Source organism: Bradyrhizobium sp. 195, assembly GCF_023101665.1.
Lineage (GTDB): Bacteria > Pseudomonadota > Alphaproteobacteria > Rhizobiales > Xanthobacteraceae > Bradyrhizobium.
Window position 1 is genome coordinate 4,890,486 of record NZ_CP082161.1, and the last position, 18,267, is coordinate 4,908,752.

General features: G+C 63.8%; 20 protein-coding genes. 5 read left to right on the top strand and 15 right to left on the bottom strand.

The features are described 5' to 3' along the window. Nucleotides 1-22: 22 nt before the first annotated feature. On the bottom strand, nucleotides 23-415 hold the full coding sequence (locus IVB26_RS22650) for a RidA family protein (protein WP_247967489.1): 393 nt from the start codon (nucleotides 413-415) through the stop codon (nucleotides 23-25). A 128-nt stretch (nucleotides 416-543) separates the two neighbouring features. Between IVB26_RS22650 and IVB26_RS22655 the strand changes: the two genes are divergently transcribed. Continuing rightward, nucleotides 544-1,170, top strand: a complete 627-nt coding sequence (locus IVB26_RS22655; protein ID WP_247967490.1) for a LysR family transcriptional regulator — start codon at nucleotides 544-546, stop codon at nucleotides 1,168-1,170. Nucleotides 1,171-1,521: 351 nt separating this feature from the next. Here the strand turns inward: IVB26_RS22655 and IVB26_RS22660 are convergent, their stop codons facing one another. Then, nucleotides 1,522-1,764 (bottom strand): DUF1127 domain-containing protein, encoded by a 243-nt coding sequence (locus tag IVB26_RS22660; protein WP_028154014.1) that lies wholly within the window; start codon nucleotides 1,762-1,764, stop codon nucleotides 1,522-1,524. A gap of 163 nt (nucleotides 1,765-1,927) precedes the next feature. On the opposite strand from IVB26_RS22660, the gene IVB26_RS22665 reads away from it, so the two are divergent. Beyond that, the gene (locus IVB26_RS22665; RefSeq protein ID WP_247967491.1) at nucleotides 1,928-3,499 is read left to right on the top strand and encodes a winged helix-turn-helix domain-containing tetratricopeptide repeat protein; all 1,572 of its coding nucleotides are present in this window, start codon (nucleotides 1,928-1,930) and stop codon (nucleotides 3,497-3,499) included. Nucleotides 3,500-3,653: 154 nt separating this feature from the next. Here the strand turns inward: IVB26_RS22665 and IVB26_RS22670 are convergent, their stop codons facing one another. The 6 genes from IVB26_RS22670 to IVB26_RS22695 all read right to left on the bottom strand — a co-directional run bounded on the left by IVB26_RS22670 (nucleotide 3,654) and on the right by IVB26_RS22695 (nucleotide 9,490). Further along, the gene (locus IVB26_RS22670) at nucleotides 3,654-3,872 is read right to left on the bottom strand and encodes a hypothetical protein (RefSeq protein ID WP_247967492.1); all 219 of its coding nucleotides are present in this window, start codon (nucleotides 3,870-3,872) and stop codon (nucleotides 3,654-3,656) included. A 204-nt stretch (nucleotides 3,873-4,076) separates the two neighbouring features. Then, nucleotides 4,077-5,129 carry an ABC transporter ATP-binding protein gene (locus IVB26_RS22675; protein WP_247967493.1) on the bottom strand — a complete coding sequence of 351 codons (1,053 nt, stop codon included), beginning with the start codon at nucleotides 5,127-5,129 and terminating at the stop codon, nucleotides 4,077-4,079. Continuing rightward, nucleotides 5,122-6,102, bottom strand: coding sequence for an ABC transporter ATP-binding protein (locus IVB26_RS22680; protein ID WP_247967494.1), 981 nt, complete (start codon nucleotides 6,100-6,102; stop codon nucleotides 5,122-5,124). Before IVB26_RS22680 ends, IVB26_RS22675 begins: the two co-directional genes overlap by 8 nt. Beyond that, nucleotides 6,099-6,920 carry an ABC transporter permease gene (locus IVB26_RS22685; RefSeq protein ID WP_247967495.1) on the bottom strand — a complete coding sequence of 274 codons (822 nt, stop codon included), beginning with the start codon at nucleotides 6,918-6,920 and terminating at the stop codon, nucleotides 6,099-6,101. The genes IVB26_RS22680 and IVB26_RS22685 overlap by 4 nt, the downstream gene beginning before the upstream one ends. Then, the gene (locus IVB26_RS22690; protein ID WP_247973251.1) at nucleotides 6,917-7,840 is read right to left on the bottom strand and encodes an ABC transporter permease; all 924 of its coding nucleotides are present in this window, start codon (nucleotides 7,838-7,840) and stop codon (nucleotides 6,917-6,919) included. Before IVB26_RS22690 ends, IVB26_RS22685 begins: the two co-directional genes overlap by 4 nt. Nucleotides 7,841-7,900: 60 nt before the next feature. Next, nucleotides 7,901-9,490, bottom strand: coding sequence for an ABC transporter substrate-binding protein (locus tag IVB26_RS22695; RefSeq protein WP_247967496.1), 1,590 nt, complete (start codon nucleotides 9,488-9,490; stop codon nucleotides 7,901-7,903). Between the two features lie 287 nt (nucleotides 9,491-9,777). Between IVB26_RS22695 and IVB26_RS22700 the strand changes: the two genes are divergently transcribed. After that, entirely contained in the window at nucleotides 9,778-10,662 is an 885-nt protein-coding gene (locus IVB26_RS22700; protein ID WP_247967497.1) for a hypothetical protein, read from the top strand. Nucleotides 10,663-10,795: 133 nt separating this feature from the next. Here the strand turns inward: IVB26_RS22700 and mtnK are convergent, their stop codons facing one another. Further along, nucleotides 10,796-12,085, bottom strand: a complete 1,290-nt coding sequence (mtnK, locus tag IVB26_RS22705) for an S-methyl-5-thioribose kinase (protein WP_247967498.1) — start codon at nucleotides 12,083-12,085, stop codon at nucleotides 10,796-10,798. A 273-nt stretch (nucleotides 12,086-12,358) separates the two neighbouring features. Between mtnK and IVB26_RS22710 the strand changes: the two genes are divergently transcribed. Both IVB26_RS22710 and IVB26_RS22715 read left to right on the top strand, forming a co-directional pair. Continuing rightward, complete coding sequence (locus tag IVB26_RS22710; protein WP_247967499.1) at nucleotides 12,359-12,808, top strand: YidB family protein; 450 nt, start codon at nucleotides 12,359-12,361, stop codon at nucleotides 12,806-12,808. Nucleotides 12,809-12,838: 30 nt separating this feature from the next. Continuing rightward, on the top strand, nucleotides 12,839-13,102 hold the full coding sequence (locus IVB26_RS22715) for a GlsB/YeaQ/YmgE family stress response membrane protein (protein WP_247967500.1): 264 nt from the start codon (nucleotides 12,839-12,841) through the stop codon (nucleotides 13,100-13,102). A gap of 14 nt (nucleotides 13,103-13,116) precedes the next feature. On the opposite strand, the gene IVB26_RS22720 is transcribed toward IVB26_RS22715, so the two are convergent. From IVB26_RS22720 to nuoN, 6 genes are all read right to left on the bottom strand, one after another. Then, nucleotides 13,117-13,464 (bottom strand): hypothetical protein, encoded by a 348-nt coding sequence (locus IVB26_RS22720; RefSeq protein ID WP_247967501.1) that lies wholly within the window; start codon nucleotides 13,462-13,464, stop codon nucleotides 13,117-13,119. 174 nt (nucleotides 13,465-13,638) lie between these two features. Next, nucleotides 13,639-13,914: a DUF1467 family protein gene (locus tag IVB26_RS22725; protein WP_247967502.1), complete on the bottom strand. Its 276-nt coding sequence runs from the start codon at nucleotides 13,912-13,914 to the stop codon at nucleotides 13,639-13,641. A 9-nt stretch (nucleotides 13,915-13,923) separates the two neighbouring features. After that, on the bottom strand, nucleotides 13,924-14,328 hold the full coding sequence (gene mce, locus IVB26_RS22730; protein ID WP_018320156.1) for a methylmalonyl-CoA epimerase: 405 nt from the start codon (nucleotides 14,326-14,328) through the stop codon (nucleotides 13,924-13,926). Between the two features lie 12 nt (nucleotides 14,329-14,340). Beyond that, a complete protein-coding gene (locus IVB26_RS22735; RefSeq protein ID WP_247967503.1) occupies nucleotides 14,341-16,011 on the bottom strand; it encodes a ribonuclease J in 1,671 nt (556 codons plus the stop codon). Continuing rightward, nucleotides 16,011-16,817, bottom strand: a complete 807-nt coding sequence (locus IVB26_RS22740) for a biotin--[acetyl-CoA-carboxylase] ligase (protein ID WP_247967504.1) — start codon at nucleotides 16,815-16,817, stop codon at nucleotides 16,011-16,013. Before IVB26_RS22740 ends, IVB26_RS22735 begins: the two co-directional genes overlap by 1 nt. Before the next feature lies 1 nt (nucleotide 16,818). After that, nucleotides 16,819-18,255 (bottom strand): NADH-quinone oxidoreductase subunit NuoN, encoded by a 1,437-nt coding sequence (nuoN, locus tag IVB26_RS22745; protein WP_247967505.1) that lies wholly within the window; start codon nucleotides 18,253-18,255, stop codon nucleotides 16,819-16,821. Nucleotides 18,256-18,267: the final 12 nt, after the last annotated feature.

Here is an 18,267-nt window from a genome sequence, read left to right on the forward strand (position 1 = left end):
TCGATCGGGTTGGACTGTCACTTCACTCTGCAGCGATCGCCTCGATCTCCAGCAGCCATTTGCTGTCAACGGTCTCGACGATCACGACAGTTAACGCGGGCTGATGATCGCCGAGCATCGCGCGCCGAATGGTACGGTTGGTCACGACCTGGTTGCGGTCAGTCAGGAACGTCGTGACCTTGACCAGATGCGCGACGCCGAGGCCGGCTGCGGCGAGCACTTCCTTGACGTTGCGCCAGGCCTGCTCGCATTGCGCCTCGAAACCTTCGGGCACGGCGCCGTCGGAGCTTTCAGGGACCTGGCCGCTGATGAACAACAGGCGCCGATGCTGCTTCAGTTCAAGTCCCATGCTGTAGCCGCCGGCGGGCGCGTTGACCGTTGCAGGATTGTGGCTGACGATATGAGCTGGGGACATGGGCTTCTCCGGGTTGCAGACCGAAGCCTATCCGGCGGCGTCGCGGCGGCGCAAAGCATCATTCCTGCGGTTCAGCGCAAGAAAATCTATTGCAAGGCCGTGCTCCATCGGTGTCAAAGTGCCGCGCGATGACCTACGCTCTTCCACCACTCAACGCGCTTCGCGCATTCGAAGCCGCGGCCCGGCATCTCAGCTTCAAGCTGGCCGCGCACGAGCTGCACGTGACGCCCGCCGCCGTGGGGCAGCAGGTGAAGGCGCTGGAGGCGCGCCTCGGCGTACGCCTGTTCGAGCGGCTGCATAAGCAGCTCATCCTCACCGCAGCCGGCCAGGCCTATTTGCCCGGGATATCCGAAGGCTTTCGTCACATTGCCGAAGCGACCTCGCATTTGAAGCCAGCAGGCGCGGTGCTGCTGCAATTGGGGGTCCATGGCAGCTTCGACCTGCGCCGCCTCGAATTGGCGGAGTTTCGCAGCGCGCATCCCGACATCGGTCTGCGGGTGCTGCAACCTGCCGGCCTGCACGAACTGGTCGAAGGCAAGGTCGATCTGCTGATCGCCCGCGGTCTCGGCCACCATCCCGGCTATCGCTGCGACCGGATCGATGAGGGATCGGGTTTGGGTGATTGGCTGATTGCGCCCGAAGGTACGGCGGACTGTCCCGAGGTCGTCAGTTTTCGCGAATGGCTGCGCGCCCTGAAGGCTGAGAAGCCGCGCGCAGACCAACACCGCCCTCGCCTGGTGGGCATCAGACGATAGGCTCGACCGGCAATCCATAGCCTCGCCGCGACGACGGTTGGACACGTCGGGCAAAACAGGATCAGAACATCATCATGCGGCGATCGCGTGTCTGGCGAGCTCTAAGCTCAAACCCAGCTTGGTCGTTCGAGCCGCACTCGCCTCCTAATCGGGAGCTTGAATCACGGCTAGGCGGTCTGGCTCAACCTAGCCTGCCGCCGAGCAGATTGGCGGCAATATGCCCGAAAGCAGACCTATTGCGCTCAGTTCGGGCTTTGTCGTTCATGACCCCTGCCGGAAGCTGGCCTCTGGGCAATGATGCGTCTAGTCGTGTCCGACCATCCCATCCTTACTTGGCGGAAAATCGAACGATCATTCGGCGGATCGGATGCCCCGCGGGTCGATACCCCTGTTCGAGGCGACGTAGTCGATCTCGCCGCGCGTAGTACCGATATCCATTAGCTCCCTGTCGCTCAGGTCGCACAAGTTGGCTATCAACCTCTGGCGTTTGCGTCGTTCCTGAAACGCGCCCCAATATGTCATGAAAAAACTGGAGACGCGCCGGGTCGATACGGCCGACTGTCCCAACCCTGTTGCACCATAGGTCGTGCTCATGGCGGAATCTCCTGGGTGTTGTTTCTACCCGGACGAGGGTGCCAAGGCATAAGCGAGCGCGCTTGACATTCGGCTTACATTTTCCTTACCGGCGGCTTATTCTTTGCGTTCCAAGCGGTGCTAGAGGTCCCGACGATCGGAGGCCGCCTGAGGGATTGGCAGCTTGCGCTATCTCTTCGAGGAGTACGCAATCGACACTGACCGGCGCGAGCTGCATCGCGGGGCGGACGTCGTCTCCGTCGCGCCACAGGTATTCGACCTGCTCGACTACCTGATCCGCAACAGGGAGCGCGTCGTCAGTAAAGACGACCTCATCAATTCCATTTGGAACGGCCGTATCGTGTCCGATGCGGCGCTGACAACGCGCCTGAATGCCGCCCGCAGTGCGCTCGGCGATTCCGGTGAGGAACAACGCCTCATCAAAACCCTCCCGCGCAAGGGCTTCCGTTTCGTCGGACCAGTGCGGGAAGCACAGGGAGCCACAGATGCGGTAGTCACCGATAACGCCGTAGAACCGTCGAAACCGGTCCTTACGCTGCCCGATAAGCCTTCGATCGCGGTGTTGCCATTCCACAACCTGTCAGGTGATCCCGAACAGGAGTATTTCGCGGACGGAATGGTAGATGACATCATCACGGCGCTATCCCGGTTCAAGGCGCTGTTCGTCATCGCTCGCAACTCGAGCTTCACCTACAAGGGGCGCGCCGTTGACGTGAAGCAGATCGGGCGAAAACTAGGGGTGCGTTACGTGTTGGAAGGCAGCGTTCGCAAAGCAGCAAACCGAGTGCGCATCACGGGACAGCTCGTCGATGCCGCCACCGGTGCACATCTATGGGCGGACCGGTTTGATGGTGGTCTCGGCGACGTCTTTAATCTGCAGGATCAGGTGACCGAGAGCGTTGTCGGGGCGATCGCGCCAGCGCTGGAGAAAGCCGAGATCGAGCGTGCCAAGCGCAAGCCGACCGAGAGTCTCGACGCCTATGCCATCTATTTACGCGGTTTGGCCAGGTTTTATCAGTTTGCTGGTCGGCAAGTGAACGACGAGGCATTGCGCCTGTTCAACAACGCGATCGAGATCGACCCGGATTTTGCGTCGGCCTACGCTCGTGCCGCGTCTTGCTACGCCTATGCCAAGGGCAATGGCTGGATTTCAGGCACACCGAGCGAGATTGCCGAAGTGACGAGGCTCGCTCAGCGGGCGGTTGAGTTGGGTAAAGATGATGCGATGGCGCTCGCCGCCAGCGGGTGGGCGTTAGCCCATGTTGTTCGCGATCTGGAGGCAGGGGCCGGCTTAATCGATCGCGCGCTTGTGCTCAATTCCAATCTGGCCGAGGCATGGTTTTACGGCGGCTGGGCAAAAAACTACCTCGGCGAGCCGGAACTGGCGATCGAGCGCTTCGCGCGTGCCATGCGCTTGAGCCCACTTGATCCGCGGGCGTTAGCCTCGCGGGCTGGGACCGCGCATGCACATTTCTTCCTGGGCCGCTATGCCGAAGCGGCATCGTGGGTGGCAATGGCGTTGCAGGACAACTATCAACCTGGACTACGGATCGCCGCCGCAAGCAATGCGATGGCCGGACGCCCGGAGCAAGCACATCAGGCCGTGGCTCGGGTGCGGCAACTCAACCCCACGCTACGTGTTTCCACTCTAAAAGACGTGGTAGGCCCTTTTCGGCGGGCGGTAGACCTCTCGCGATTTGAAGAGGGATTGCGGCAAGCCGGGCTGCCGGAATGACCATCGCGGCCAGGTGCTCAGCCGTGGCGACGAGCTGAATAATGGCGTGACTTCTGCTGTTGGCCCTTAACGAACTTATGGACGCTGTAGTGGACTTGTCCGCTGCTGCCCCAACCTAGACATTGGCGCGAGGCTTCTGTCCCGCGTTTTGTGTTTAGGACCACGGCGGCTCTTCGCTCGTCCCGACCGCCTCGTGGTGGATCGTGACACCCGCCGAACGCAAGCCGGTCAGCAATACGGTTCTCACAGAGGCCGGATCGAATCCAATATCCTTGGCGTTTGGTGGATGTGCTTCGCTGCCCTTCAATCGGAGCGCCAAGTGCAATTGCTCGCAAAGGTGCTGAACGACGAGATTGACCTGATCGTCAGTCATGATCTGCCTCTCCTGCTACCATTTTGCTATCCAACTAGGTAGCACACATGGAAATGCGACGGTACGCGATTGGACCGCCTCTAGGATCAACCCCGCGCGATTGCCCATGGGCGCGCTCCAAATCGTCCGCTATCGGGACAGACCGGAAGTGACTGGCGCGCGATTAGGACCATGCTTTTGACGCACAATGGATGCGCCATCCACCTAGGGATGTCCGCTTTCGGTCGTGGCTAATACCGCCTGCCCCGCAATCTCGTCAGCCCGCCAACACCGCACCGCATGCCCGTCGGGCCGCGTCTCCAGCACTGGCCCCGGCTCGTGGCGGCACACGCCCTCCGCATAACGGCAGCGCGGGCTGAACGCACAGCCGTTGGGCGGATTGAGCGGATTTGGCAGATCGCCGCCTGTCGTCGCCAGCGGCGCATGGCGCAGCGGATCGGGAATGGCGGCAATCAGGGCTTGCGTGTACGGGTGCGCCGGCCGTTCGAAGATCTCGCGCCAGTCGCCATTCTCGACGATGCGGCCGAGATACATCACGGCGACGCGGTCGCTCATGTGCTCGACGACGCCGAGGTCGTGACTGATCATGATGTAGGAGAGGCCGAGCGTCTCCTTCAACTCCAGCAGCAGATTGATGATTTGGGCGCGGATCGAGACATCGAGCGCCGAGACCGGCTCGTCGCAGATGACGATCTTGGGGTTGAGGATCAGGGCACGGGCAATGCCGATACGCTGGCGCTGGCCGCCGGAGAATTCATGCGGGTAGCGGCCTGACTGTTCGGGCCGCAGGCCCACATGTCGCAGCATCGTGGCGACGCGGTCCTCGATCTCGCTCTTTGCGGTCACGCCATGCACGCGCAGCGGATCTTCGAGCGTGCGACGCACGGTCTGGCGTGGATTGAGCGAGGCGTAAGGGTCCTGAAATACCATCTGCACGATGCGAGCCAACGCCTTGCGATCGCCGGATTGCCGGTTCGTGACGACCTCCCCGTCCAGCACAATGCGGCCGCGTGTCGGCGTCAGGAGACCAAGGATCGACAAGGCGACCGTCGACTTGCCGGAACCGGACTCGCCGACGAGGCCGAGGCATTCACCCCGCCTCAAGCTGAGATCAACGCCGTCGACGGCCCGGAGCAGCCGCCGGCCACGGCCCAGCAAGCCGCCTCCCAGCGGAAAATGCACCGCGAGATCCTCGACGCTGAGGATGAGATCGTCGTTCGGCCTCGCCTTGCCCTGCACGACTTGCGGCTCATGCATGGTGATGACACCTGACCAGACCGCCTGCCTCCAGGGGATCCGTCTCCGGCGCGACAGTCCGGCAAATATCGGTCGCCTGCGCGCAGCGCGGATTGAACCGGCAGCCATCAGGGAAATTCGTGATGGCCGGGACGACGCCCGCGATCTCCTTGAGCCTGCTGCGCCCGAGCGCGGCGCGGCTGCCGAGCCGCGGCAGCGAGGCGACCAGGCCTTGCGTATAGGGATGCGAGGGCGAGCGGAAGATATCCGCCGAGCCGCGCTCCTCGACGATGCGGCCGGCATACATGACGGCGACGCGGCGGCAGACATTGGCGACCAGGCCGAGATCGTGGCTGATCATCAGGATCGCCGTTCCTCGCTCCGCGCATAAATTCCGCATCAGCTCGATGATTTCGGCCTGCACGGTCACGTCGAGCGCGGTGGTCGGCTCGTCGGCGATCAGGAGATCCGGACCGCATGCCAGCGCGATGGCGATCATCACGCGCTGACGCATGCCGCCGGACAGCTGGTGCGGATAATCCTTTACGCGGCGCTCGGGTGCGGGAACGCGCACACTCGCCAGCGCCTCGACCGCGAGTTGATCGGCCTCCCGCCAGCTCTTGCCCTTGTGCAGCACGAACATCTCGGCGATCTGCCGGCCTACGGGTGAGACCGGGTTCAGCGCCGTCATCGGCTCCTGGAAGATCATGGCGATGCGATTGCCGCGGAGCTCCCGCTGCCTGGCGGCGGAAAGGTGCTGGATCTCCCGCCCCTCGAACCGGATGACGCCGCCGCCGATCGACAAGGGGTGCCGCAACAGGCCGATCAAAGCGAGCGCCGTGATGCTCTTGCCGCAGCCGGATTCGCCGACGAGGCCGAACGTCTCGCCGCGGTCGATGCGAAACGAAACGCCCTCGGCTGCCGCAACGGCTCTGGACCCGTCATCGAGATCGATGCGCAGATCCTCGACTTCGATCAGCGGCGTGCCGGTCATGTCCGCCGGCTCCGCGATTGGGGATCGAGGATGTCGCGCAGGCCGTCGCCGAGCAGATTGAGGCCGAGCACCGTCAGGAAGATTGCGAGGCCGGGAAAGATCGAGAGCCACGGCGCCGTCGTGATCTGCTCGCGGGCTTCAGACAGCATGCTGCCCCAGCTCGGAAAAGGCGGGCGGACCCCGAGGCCGAGGAACGACAATGCGGCCTCGGACAGCACCGCGCTGCCCATGCCGAGCGTGCCGATGACGACGATCGGTCCGAGCATATTCGGCAGCAGCTGCGTGATCATGATCCGCGCATCGCCATAGCCAAGCACGGTTGCAGCCTGCACGTAGCCCTGGCTCCTGAGCGACAGCGCCGAGGCCCGTGCGATCCGGCAGGTGAAGGACCAGTTGGTCAGACCGAGGGCGATAAGCAGGCTTGTCAAGCCTGGTCCCAGCACCGCCATGATGGCGAGCGCGAAGATCAGCGAGGGGATCGCGAGCATGACATTGGTCAGGGCGTTGACGACATCATCCCACCAGCCGCCCCAATAACCGGCGCTCAGGCCGAGGGCCACGCCGATGACGCTGTTGATCAGCTGCGAGATGATGCCGACCGTCAGCGAGACCCGCGCGCCGTACACGACGCGGGAATAGATATCGCGGCCCTGGTCATCGGTCCCGAACCACCAGGTCCAGCTCGGCGGCTCCTCCGCGTTCATGAGGTTGGCGTCCATGACGGGATCGGTGTGCGCCAGCCAGGGCGCGAGCAGGCCAACGAAGATCGCCAGCGCGAACAACACGCCACCGATGACGAGATTGGCCCGGAGCTTCATGCGTATCTGATCCTGGGATCGATCACGCCGTAGAGCACGTCGATCAGCAGATTGATCGCGAGAAAGGCCAGCACCACCACGAGAATGGAGCCCTGAACGGCCGGAATGTCGCGCTGGAGTACGCTGTCGACCAGCAGCGAGCCGATGCCCGGCCAGGAGAACAGTTTCTCGACGACGACTGCCTGCCCCATCAGTCCGCCGAACTGCAGGCCGACCGTCGTGAGGATGATGACGAGCGCATTGCGCATCACGTGCCACTTCACCACCCTGGTCTCGCTCATGCCCTTGGAGCGTGCGGTGCGGACGAAATCAGCGGTCATGATCTCGAGGACCGCAGCGCGCGTGGTGCGGGCGAAAAGCGCCATCGGCGAGACACCGAGCGTCACGGCCGGCAGCAGCAGATATTTCAGCCCGCCATCGCCGTAGCCAAAACTCGGAAGCCAGCCGAGCTTCAACGCAAACAGATACATCAGCACCAGTCCGAGCCAGAATTTGGCAATGGAAAGGCCCGACACGGCCACGACCATGGCGAGCGTATCGACGATGCCCCCGGGTTGAAGGGCCGCGATAAAGCCAAGAGGAACGCCGATCACGACGGCAAACGCCATGGCGGTGAATATGAGTTGCAGCGTCGGCCATGCCCGCTTGGCAATCATGCTTGTGACAGGCTCGTGCGTCCGGAACGAGGTCCCGAAATCGCCGCTCGCGAGCTTGGCAATGTAGACGCCGAAACGCACATAGACGGGGTCGTCGAGGCCGAGCTGCTTTTTCATGCGCAGCTCGACCTGCGGATCTGCATCATCACTCATGCTCGAAGCGATGCTGCCGGGAACGACGCTGAACAGCACGAAGACCAGCAGCACGACGGCGAGCACGGTCGGAATGGTCTGCAGGAGTCGACGGAACAGGAACGAGAGCATCGGCACTTTTCCTCTCTCCCTCCATCACATGATGCGATGGAGGGAGCGCGACAGCGCGTGTCACTTCGCGGGCGAGGTCTCGTCGACCCAGAGGTCCTCGACGTTCTGATGGGTCAGCTCCGTCGCATTCAACTGAACGCCCTTGAGCCACGGCTGCACCGCCATGACCGCCTTGTTGTAGTTGAAGAACCAGACCGGCGCCTCCTCATAGAGCAGCGCATTGGCCTTTTGCAGCAGCTGGATGCGCTTGGCGGGATCGTCGGCCTGCCCGGCCTCGTCGACGATCTTGTCGAAGTCGGCGTTCTTGAAGGTCGTGTAGTTGCAGGCCGGCTGCGGCGTCGACGAGTGGAAGCATTTGAGCGCGGCCTGCGGATCCGGCCCGCTCGCCTGGGAATAGATGAAAGCCTGGTAGTCGCCGCTGCGAACCACCTCCGCCAGCACCGCGGTCTCGACCTGCTTGACCTTGGCCTTGATGCCCACCTTGTCCAGCATCGGGATGACGGCCGAGACGATCGGCAGGCCCCAGCTTTCATTCTGGCTGGTGGTCCATTCAAATTCGAAGCCGTTGGGATAGCCCGCCTCGGCGAGCAGTTGCTTGGCCTTGGCGGGATCGTAGGGGTACGGCTTCATCGCCTTGTCGTAGGCCGGAGCGGTCAGCGGCAGCCAGCTGGTGGCGCGGTAGGCCTTGCCCTTGACTAGCTTGGTGATGATCAAATCGGTGTCGATCGCGTAGTTGATGGCCTGCCGGACGCGCTTATCGGCGAACGGCTTGAACGAGGGATTCATGCCCATGTAGCGCGTGAAGACCTCGGCGACCTCGACGATGGTGCCCTTGAGGGCGGCGTCGGATTGATAGGCGACGTATTGCGCCGGCCCCAGCACCGAGGTGTCGATCTCCTTGTTGCGGAAGGCAACATCGCGGGCCGCGGCTTCGCCCATGACGGACACGACGATCTTGTCGGCATAGGGCTTGCCGGGCTTGTAGAACCGGTCCCACCGCTCCAGCACGATGCGCGATCCCGGCACGTGCTCGACGAATTTGAACGGTCCGAGACCGATCGGCTTCTGGATGAAGCTTTCCTTGGCGCCCTCGTCGGCGGGATAGATCGAGGTCAGCGCGGTGAAGAAGTAAAAGCCGGGATCGACCTTCTCTGTCAGCTTCATTTCGAGGGTGAAATCGTCGATCTTCTTCAGGCCGGAGATCTCCTTGGCCTGGCCCTTCTCGACCGCGGCCGCGCCCTCGATCACGCGGACGAAACGCGCACCGGGAAAGGCCTTGGTGCCGTCCATGATGCGGGTGTAGGACCAGATGACGTCGTCAGCCGTCATCTTACGGCCATTGTGGAAATAGGCGTCGTCGCGCAGCTTGAAGGTGTGAACGAGACCGCCACCCGAGACGGCATCCTCCTTGGCCAGTTCCAGAACCGGTTTGCCTTCCGCCGAATTCCAGACGTAGAGCGAGCGATGCAGCGCCTTGGCGTAGATCTCGTCCTGGGCGCGCTGCGTGGTGTGAATGTCGAGACTCGTGAAGCTCGAACCGTAGGGCGCGGTCATGCGGATGGTTCCGCCCTTGCGTGGAGTCTGGGCCTCCGCCGATCCGGCGAGCGCCAGTCCCAAACCAGCGACGATCGCAATCATCCTGAACATCATGAGTCCCCCAACAACGCAGGTGCATGCCGATTAGAGATTTGATCATTCGCAGCCCGTCGAATGCAAGCTTCGTTTTTGCTGACGACCAATGTCGGTTCCGGGAGGGCGCGTTTTCAACGAGGAGACCTCCGAGACCGGGTTGCATCCCGCAGCGATCCAAGCCGCCGATTGACGCGGTGCGTCATCAGGCGGCCGGGACCCGTGAACATTCGTCGCGGTCGACGCGACCAAGCTCTGGATCGTTACCTGAGCCTCAGGAATCGCGAAAAACAGGGATCGCGGGAAAAATGAAACGCCGAAAGCTAGGTATCCTGCTCGCCGGCAGTCTAGTCGCCGCAACGGCGGCGATGGCGATCCCGGTCACGCCGGACCCTGTCCGCGACCGCCCGACGAACACCATCCATATCAACTGGTCCCACACCACGCGGTCCAACGGATATGTCGACGATACATGGTGGGCGCTCAGGGACCGTTGCGCCCCGGACAATCTTGGCGAGCGCCTGCTCTGCGATGCCATCGGACTGTTGGCAGGGGCCGCCAGCCGGACGTTCGAAGCCAAAATGTCCGACGACGTGGGCCTGCCGCTTGCCGACCGCTGGGGCCTGATGACCGCGAAGAATTCACCCTTCATCAGGTCGGCTCACGTCGAGACGCCGCTCGGTCTCGAGGCCGTGCTCGGCTTCTATCGCGCCGCACTCGAACAACGCGGCTGGACTGAAAACGACGGCGCGGTCGTCGAGGCTGACAGGGCCGTCGTCGCCTTCACAACGTCAGATGGGCCGGGGCTGCTCCGGCTTCGCCGTCAGAACAACATGACGATTGCCGACCTGTCGCTGCGCAAGCTGCTGGCCGCCACGTCCGGCATCCGGCCGGCGCCGGACCGAGTGATGTTGTTGGTCGGCAACAAGACGGATGAAGCGGCCGACATCACCGTCAATGAGCGAACCATCAGACTGGAGGCTCGCGCCGGAGAGGACCTGACGGCCTCCGACGCCGCCGCGGCCAAGCTGCCTGATAACCAGAAGATCGATCTGCCGCCGGGCAGGTACAAGGTCACCCTCAAGCTCGAAGGCAGCGCGGCGCAGCAGCGCGAGTTCGAGGTCGCGGCCGACGAGACCTGGGGCCTCCTGGTCGGTCCCGATGGGGCCCCGCTTCCGTTGCGGCTGTATTGAGGGCGCCTTTCTTCCCCCCGTCATTGCGAGGAGCACTTGCGACGAAGCAATCCAGACTCTTTCCGCGGTGGCAGTCTGGATTGCTTCGCTGCGCTCGCAATGACGGAGTGTGGGTACGCCTCTCACGACGTCTTCAGCCAGACAGTTCCGGCTGCCAATCGCGCAATTTTCGCGCGGCGCCCGTGACGTCAGCGATCGTCCGAAACGTCCCCGCCTCCACCATCATCGCCCGCGCCAACCGCACGGCGCGCGCCTCGCTGACAGCGCGCGTCTTCGGATCCTCGATCAGCTCGAAATCGATGTTGTGGGCGAGGCCGAAGATGCGGCGGACGATCTTTGCGGCGGCGAAGCCGACGGCATCCGTGAACAGGCGCTGCATGTAGGCCTGCCGCTCGGCCTCCAGGCGCGCGGCGCCCTTCTCGCCGGCGAAGAGCGAGACCGGATAGGCATCGCCCGCGGCGCCCGCGCGCCAGAGGTCGAGGAATTTGCGGGAAAACTCGTTCCAGACCTGCTCGACCGTCTCCAGCACCCAGGCCTCGAATGCGGCCCGCCCGCCCGGCGCGCGCTCGTGGCCACTCGATGCAAAATAGGCCATCAAGAGGTTGGCGAGCAGGGCGCCGACGTCGAACCCCATTGGGCCATAGAACGCGAATTCGGGATCGATCACCCGCGTCTGGCTGTCCGTGACCATGATCGATCCGGTGTGGAGGTCGCCGTGCAGCAGCGCCTCGGGGCTTGCCATGAACTTCAGCTTGAGCCGGGAGATCGCGACATGCAGCTCCATATCATCACGCAGGCTTGCGGCGAGCGCATCGAGATATGGCGCGGTCCAGCGGTTTTGTTCGGCGATGCGGTAGGGATCGGTGAAGATCAAATCCTCGGTGATCTTGCAGAGCGCATGGTTGCCGGCGAAAGCCGCGATGCCCTCCTTCTTCTCGGCCGCGGACAGCGCGAGGTCGGAGGTGAAGAACAGCGTTCGCGCCATGAACGTGGAGATATCACCGACGAAGCCGGGATATTGCGTGCCCGCGACCAGCCCCTTGCGCATGATGATGTGGGGCTTGAGCAGTTCCATCACCGTCAGCGCGAGACTTTCGCTGTGATGCAGCAAGGCCGGCACAAGGCCGGGGGCGAGCTGGGCCTGCTTCGACAGCGCCAGATATTCGTAATGGGCCCGCGATAGCGGCAACGGCCAGCTCTCGCCGACGAGGCGGACATAGGGCAGCGCCTGCTTGACGGCGACGCCGCCGCTCGCGCCCTTGACGATGAAGACGAGGTTGAGGTTGCCGTCGCCGACTTCGGTGATCCCCCAGCCGGACGGCTCGCCGCCGAGCAGCGCGGCGATATCGGGCAGGCCCGCGAGGTAGTCCCGCAAAGCCGCTTCCTGCAAAATCCGATAGTCCCCCGTCCAGCTCCCGGTCATGGCGATCCCATCCCACCTCTGGGCCGGATCATTTCTCCCGATGCTGGGAAGCTCGAGCCGATCGCGGCCATTCTTTGATCGGATCGTAATCGCAATCAATGCAGTCTGCCACCCGGCGCTTTTGGCTGTGCCGGTGAACAGGGAGACGGACGCAAGGTCGTGAGTATCGGGCGGCCAACTGGGACGCTTGGTCGCCAGCCCACGACCTGCCGACTAGGAACACAAGCGGGCCGAGACGGTTTTTGCTTTTGTGAACCTTTGAAGGAGCTGCCCATGAGCCGCGGAATGCCCTCCATGACTGCCCTTTTGGCGATGCTGGCCATCGCCGGATATCAGAACCGCGATAAACTGGCAGAGCTGCTGAAAGGCGCGGGCGCCGGCTCGTCCGCTGGCGGCCAGCAGCCGCCTGGAGGCGTGCTCGGCAATCTCGGCGGCATGCTCGGCGCGGGCGGAATCGGTGGCCTGCTCAATGGCGGAATTGGCGAGCTCCTGGAGCGGTTTAACCAGAATGGGCAGGGCGAGATTGCCGATTCATGGGTGAAGCCTGGCCCCAATAAGGAAATATCTTCGCCGGAGCTCAAGCAAGCCATCGGCAGCGATGTCCTCGAGAAGCTCGCCCAGCAGACCGGGCTTTCTCAAGACGAGATCGTCACACGTCTATCCCGTGAGCTTCCTACTGCCATCGACAAATACACGCCGGATGGACGTCTGCCCAACGCCTAGCTGCAACGGCTATTCAGAAGAGGTGTAAACATGAGCCTTCTTTGGACCATCATCATCGGCTTTCTCGCCGGCGTGATCGCCAAATTCATCATGCCGGGCGACAATGAACCGTCCGGCTTCATCCTGACGACCATTCTCGGCATCGTCGGCGCCTTCGTTGCTTCCTACCTCGGGCAAGCGCTGGGCTGGTATCGCCCTGGCGAAGGGGCCGGCCTGATCGGTGCCGTGGTCGGCGCGATCGTCGTGCTGTTCGTCTACGGTCTCGTCGCCGGCCGGCAACGCCGCGCGATCTAGGCTCGCGCGGATCGTTACTCCCGCTCCAGGAAGCTCGAGCCGATCTCGGCCTTTCTTTTGATCGGATCGTAATCACAATAAACGAGGTCCGCCACCAGCGTGTAGCTGGCGCTGACGGTGTATTTGTCTGTCTTGACCGAGTTCAGTCCGATCACCGAGGTGCTCTTGCCGCCGTTCCACTTGAACGGCGTCGAGCTCTTGGCCTGCTCGCAGGCCATCACGGCTTCGTTGAAGACATAGCCCTCGACGAACGCCTTCAGCGTCCGCACCTGCACCGCCATCTTCCACTCGACATAGCCGATGGTGCCGAGACCGGCGACGATCAGCACCAGAAGCGCAATGACGATGCGTTGAAAAGTCATTCGTGTCCCCTAACTTTGTTTCAATATGCAAACTATCTCGGCGTCATTGCGAGCGCAGCGAAGCAATCCAGAATCTTTCCGCGGCGGGACACTGGATTGCTTCGCTGCGCTCGCAATGACGAACTTGGTCGAGAGCCTTAGTCTATCGCCTTTCGTCGCGATCGGCTCGAACTCTCAGAACGGCATGCCCATCATCTTCGACAGGCGCTCGATCGAGAGATAGCCGGCGTGATAGGCGGCGAGGCCCAGGCCATAGATGATCGCCGAGATGATCGTGGTCCAGATCAGCTTGCCGCCCATCCGGGTCAGGATCGGGGCGCCGGGGTCGGTGCCGGGCGCGCCGACGCCGTCCTCGTGCTGGCTGCGCACGCCGAACGGCAGCGTCACGAACAGCGCGACCCACCAGATGACAAAGTAGATCGCAATCGCGGTCGATATCTGGATGGCCATGGGACGGCCTTATGCCTGCTCGATTTCGACCAGCGCGCCGGAAAAATCCTTCGGGTGCAGGAACAGCACCGGCTTGCCGTGGGCACCGATCTTCGGCACGCCGTCGCCGAGCACGCGGGCGCCCTCCTTCACCAGCGTGTCGCGCGAGGCGATGATGTCGACGACCTCGTAGCAGACGTGGTGGATGCCGCCGTCCGGGTTACGCTCGACGAACTTTGCGATCGGCGAAGCCTCGCCGAGCGGCTCGATGAACTCGATCTTGGTGTTGGGGAGCGTGGCGAACACGGTGATGACGCCGTGCTCGGGCAACGGCACGGCTTCCGAGATCTGGGCCCCAAATGCGGCGCCATAGATCCTGGCAGCCTTGACGGCATCCTTGGTCGCGATCGCGACATGGTTGAGCCGGCCCAGCATGGTTCTCTCCCGTTAGACTGTCAGTACATGTACCAGACAGGGGGGCTTCTTGCCCCAATGTTCGTTGATGACGGCCCGGACAGCGCGTCGCACCGACTCGGCGAGAGCGTCCGCATCGCGGCGGCGCGCCTTCGGCAGTCCCTCGATCGTCGACATCACGGCATCGAAGACGATGTCGTCGAAGGGCTCGCCTGCCCGGTTCTTCTCGGGAATGCCGACCAGATCGACCTCGGGATCGTCGGCGAGCTCTCCCTGCTCCGTCATGGCGATGGCGACGAAGGCGCAGCCGGAGAAGGCCATCCGCCGCCGCTCGACCACGGCGCGCGACTTGGAATCCTCCAGGATCGTGCCGTCCTTGTAGAGACGGCCCGAGGGCACCTCGCCAATAATGCCGGGATCGCCGGGGCCAAGCTTGACGAGATCGCCGTTGCGGCAGACCAGCACGCGCGGCACGCCGGCAGCGCGCGCCAGCTTGGCGTGCTCGTGCAGATGCAGGGCCTCGCCATGGACGGGGATCAAGAGCTGTGGCCTGGTCCAGGCGATCAGGTCGCGCAATTCGTCGCGGCGGGGATGGCCGGAGACGTGAACCAGAGCATCGCGGTCGGTGATGATCTCGACGCCCTGGAGCACCAGATTGTTGATGATCGAGCCGACCGCCTTCTCGTTGCCCGGAATGGTGCGCGAGGAGAAGATGACGCTGTCGCCGCGATTGAGCGTGATCTCGGGGTGGTCGTCATTGGCGATGCGCGCCAGCGCGGCGCGCGGCTCGCCCTGGCTGCCGGTGCAGAGCGCCAGCACCTTGTCCTGCGGCAGGTGGCCGTAGATGTCGGGCGAGCGGAAATTCTGCACGCCGTCGAGATAGCCGGTCTCGCGCGCCACCTGAACCACGCGCTCCATGGCGCGGCCGACCACGACGACCTCGCGGTCGGCGGCTCTCGCAGCGGCGGCCACAGCCTTGATGCGGGCGACGTTGGAGGCGAAGGTCGTCACCGCGACGCGGCCCTTGGCCGATTTCACGAGGTCGATGATGGTCCGGGCGACCTCGGCTTCCGAGGGCGAGCGGCCGTCGCGCACCGCGTTGGTGGAATCGCCGATCAGGGCGAGAAGCCCCTCATCGCCCAGCTCGCGCAGCCGCTTCTCGTCGGTCGGACGTCCCAGGGTCGGGGTCGGGTCGATCTTCCAGTCGCCGGTGTGCAGCACCGTGCCGGCCGAGGTGTGGATCGCCAGCGCGTGCGCCTCGGGAATCGAATGTGCGACCGGGATGAATTCGACATTGAACGGGCCGACATCGATACGCCCGCCCGACGGCACCACCGTCACCGGGATCTTCGGCGCGTTGCGCTCGGCGGCGCATTTGGCCTCGAACAACGCGGCGCTGAACTGCGTCGCATAGATCGGGCATTTCAGCTTCGGCCACAGATCGATGATGGCGCCGAAATGGTCCTCATGGGCGTGGGTCAGCACCAGGCCCATCAGGTTCTTGCGTTCCTTCTCCAGGAAGCTGATGTCGGGCATGATCAGGTCGATACCCGGCAGATGCTCCTCGTCGCCGAAGGAAACGCCGAGATCGACCGCGAGCCAGGCGCGCTGCTGGCGGTTGCCGAGGCCGTAGATCGACAGGTTCATGCCGATCTCGCCAACGCCGCCGAGCGGCGCAAATACCAGTTCCTCGGGCTTCGCCATCACGCAGCTCCCACGGAGGCGACCGGGCCGAAGAACACCTCGCCCGCAGCCACCGGCACAAGGCGGCCCTCCGCGGTGCGGACGATCAGGCAGCCGGTGTCGTCGATGGTGTCAAAAATGCCTTCCAGCGTCGTCGTTCCCGTGTGGATCGCGACCTTCTCGCCGAGACCGGCGGCGCGCTCCAGCCACAGCTTGCGGATCTCGGCAAAGCCGCGGCCATTGTCCCAGATGCCGCGGAACTCGACCCAGGCGTCGGAGAGCGCCGAGAATAGCTCTTCCGCACTGATCTGGACGCCAAGCGCGGCCAAGGACACGGCGGGCGTCGGCGTGCCCTCTGGTGCAGCGACGACGTTGGTGCCCATGCCCGCCACCACAGCGAGGCGATCCCCGATGGCCTCGGCTTCGAGCGCAATGCCGACCAGCTTCTTGCCGCCGGCGAGCACGTCATTGGGCCATTTCAGGGCGTAGCGGGGACGGCCCTCGCCGAGGCGCAGCGCGGCCTCGAGGCTGACCTTCTCCAGCGCCGCCTCTTCGGCGAGCCCGGCGGCAAAGCCGAGCGTGGCGGCGACGGCGGGAACGACGTCCATGACTTCGAGGATGCTCGCGGCGAGATTGCCGCGCGGCGCGATCCAGGCGCGCTGACGGCGGCCGCGGCCGGCGGTCTGTTCCGACGTGACGAACCAGATTGGGCCGCGCTCGCCGGCCCTCGCCTGCTCGATCGCCTCGGTATTGGTCGAGCCGATCCGTTCGAACGCTGCGAGCTTGTAGCCCGCGGCCGATGCGCGAGGACCGAGCGCGAAAGCCATCCTAGAACAGCGACTTTGCGGCGGCGGAGGCGACGCTCACCACCGGACCTGCGAACAGCGCAAACAGGATGTTGAACAGGCCCGCGACCGCCAGCACCGTCTTCACCTCAACGCGCACCGGGTCGACCTGGCCGGCCGGCTCGTCGAAATACATCGTCTTGACGATGGCGAGGTAGTAGTAGGCGCCGACCACGCTGGTCAGCACGCCGATGACGGCGAGCGTGAACAGGTTCGCCTTGATGGCGGCGACGAAGACGTACCATTTGGCGAAGAAGCCGGCGAGCGGCGGAATGCCGGCCAGCGAGAACAGCAGCATCGCGAACATGAAGGCGAGCAGCGGATTGGTCCGCGACAGACCTGCGAAATCGCTGATCTGCTCGACGGCCTGGCCGTTGCGGCGCATCGCGAGGATGATCGAGAACGAACCCAGCGTCATCGCGACATAGATCACGATGTACATCAGGACGCCCTGCGCGCCCTCGACCGTGCCCGAGGCAAGGCCGACCAGCGCGAAGCCCATATGACCGATCGAGGAATAGGCCATCAGGCGCTTGATGTTGCTCTGGCCGATCGCGGCGAACGAACCCAGCGCCATCGAGGCGATCGCCACGAACACCAGGATCTGCTGCCACTGCGAGACGATGCCCGGGAATGCGGTCAGCGTGACGCGGGTGAACACGGCGAGCGCGGCGACCTTCGGCGCCGAGGCAAAGAAGGCGGTGACCGGGGTCGGCGCGCCTTCATACACGTCCGGAGTCCACATGTGGAACGGCACGGCCGAGACCTTGAAGCAGAGGCCGACGAGCAGGAAGACGAGGCCAAAGACGAGGCCGACATTCGAGACCGTCGCGGCCGCCGCGATGCCGGCGAAGCTCACGGTGCCGGTGAAGCCGTAAATGAGCGAGGCGCCGTACAGCAGCATGCCCGAGGACAGCGCGCCGAGCACGAAATACTTCAAACCGGCTTCGGTCGACTTGGCGTTGTCGCGGTTCGAGGCCGCCACGACGTAGAGCGCCAGCGACATCAATTCGAGGCCGAGATAGAGCGAGATCAGGTCGCCGGCCGAGATCAGCACCATCATCCCGAGCGTCGAGAGCAGCACCAGGATGGCGTACTCGAAGATCCGCCGCGAAGGGTCGGACAGGAACTCGGTCGACAGCACCAGCGTCACCGCCGAGCCGATCAGGGCGAGAATCTTCATGAAGCGAGCGAAGTCGTCGACGATGAAGCTGCCGCCGAAGGTCACATGCTTGCCCGCGGGCAGCATGTATTCGAGCACACCGACCACGACCAGGAGCACGACCGCCAGCGAGGTGACTGTGCCGGTCGTCCCCTGCCCGCGATAGGCTCCCAGCATCAGGAGCGCCATGGCCCCGATCGCGAGCACGATCTCGGGCAGCACCGGCGCCAGTTGATAACCTGCAGTCTCAAAGCTCATGGCGATATCCTG

Excerpts from the sequence above, each read along its gene's own strand:
- IVB26_RS22650 (WP_247967489.1), bottom strand. The coding sequence starts at position 415 with ATGTCCCCAGCTCATATCGTCAGCCACAATCCTGCAACGGTCAACGCG.
- IVB26_RS22655 (WP_247967490.1), top strand. The coding sequence starts at position 544 with ATGACCTACGCTCTTCCACCACTCAACGCGCTTCGCGCATTCGAAGCC.
- IVB26_RS22660 (WP_028154014.1), bottom strand. The coding sequence starts at position 1,764 with ATGAGCACGACCTATGGTGCAACAGGGTTGGGACAGTCGGCCGTATCG.
- IVB26_RS22670 (WP_247967492.1), bottom strand. The coding sequence starts at position 3,872 with ATGACTGACGATCAGGTCAATCTCGTCGTTCAGCACCTTTGCGAGCAA.
- IVB26_RS22675 (WP_247967493.1), bottom strand. The coding sequence starts at position 5,129 with ATGCATGAGCCGCAAGTCGTGCAGGGCAAGGCGAGGCCGAACGACGAT.
- IVB26_RS22680 (WP_247967494.1), bottom strand. The coding sequence starts at position 6,102 with ATGACCGGCACGCCGCTGATCGAAGTCGAGGATCTGCGCATCGATCTC.
- IVB26_RS22685 (WP_247967495.1), bottom strand. The coding sequence starts at position 6,920 with ATGAAGCTCCGGGCCAATCTCGTCATCGGTGGCGTGTTGTTCGCGCTG.
- IVB26_RS22690 (WP_247973251.1), bottom strand. The coding sequence starts at position 7,840 with ATGCTCTCGTTCCTGTTCCGTCGACTCCTGCAGACCATTCCGACCGTG.
- IVB26_RS22695 (WP_247967496.1), bottom strand. The coding sequence starts at position 9,490 with ATGATGTTCAGGATGATTGCGATCGTCGCTGGTTTGGGACTGGCGCTC.
- IVB26_RS22700 (WP_247967497.1), top strand. The coding sequence starts at position 9,778 with ATGAAACGCCGAAAGCTAGGTATCCTGCTCGCCGGCAGTCTAGTCGCC.
- mtnK (WP_247967498.1), bottom strand. The coding sequence starts at position 12,085 with ATGACCGGGAGCTGGACGGGGGACTATCGGATTTTGCAGGAAGCGGCT.
- IVB26_RS22710 (WP_247967499.1), top strand. The coding sequence starts at position 12,359 with ATGAGCCGCGGAATGCCCTCCATGACTGCCCTTTTGGCGATGCTGGCC.
- IVB26_RS22715 (WP_247967500.1), top strand. The coding sequence starts at position 12,839 with ATGAGCCTTCTTTGGACCATCATCATCGGCTTTCTCGCCGGCGTGATC.
- IVB26_RS22720 (WP_247967501.1), bottom strand. The coding sequence starts at position 13,464 with ATGACTTTTCAACGCATCGTCATTGCGCTTCTGGTGCTGATCGTCGCC.
- IVB26_RS22725 (WP_247967502.1), bottom strand. The coding sequence starts at position 13,914 with ATGGCCATCCAGATATCGACCGCGATTGCGATCTACTTTGTCATCTGG.
- mce (WP_018320156.1), bottom strand. The coding sequence starts at position 14,328 with ATGCTGGGCCGGCTCAACCATGTCGCGATCGCGACCAAGGATGCCGTC.
- IVB26_RS22735 (WP_247967503.1), bottom strand. The coding sequence starts at position 16,011 with ATGGCGAAGCCCGAGGAACTGGTATTTGCGCCGCTCGGCGGCGTTGGC.
- IVB26_RS22740 (WP_247967504.1), bottom strand. The coding sequence starts at position 16,817 with ATGGCTTTCGCGCTCGGTCCTCGCGCATCGGCCGCGGGCTACAAGCTC.
- nuoN (WP_247967505.1), bottom strand. The coding sequence starts at position 18,255 with ATGAGCTTTGAGACTGCAGGTTATCAACTGGCGCCGGTGCTGCCCGAG.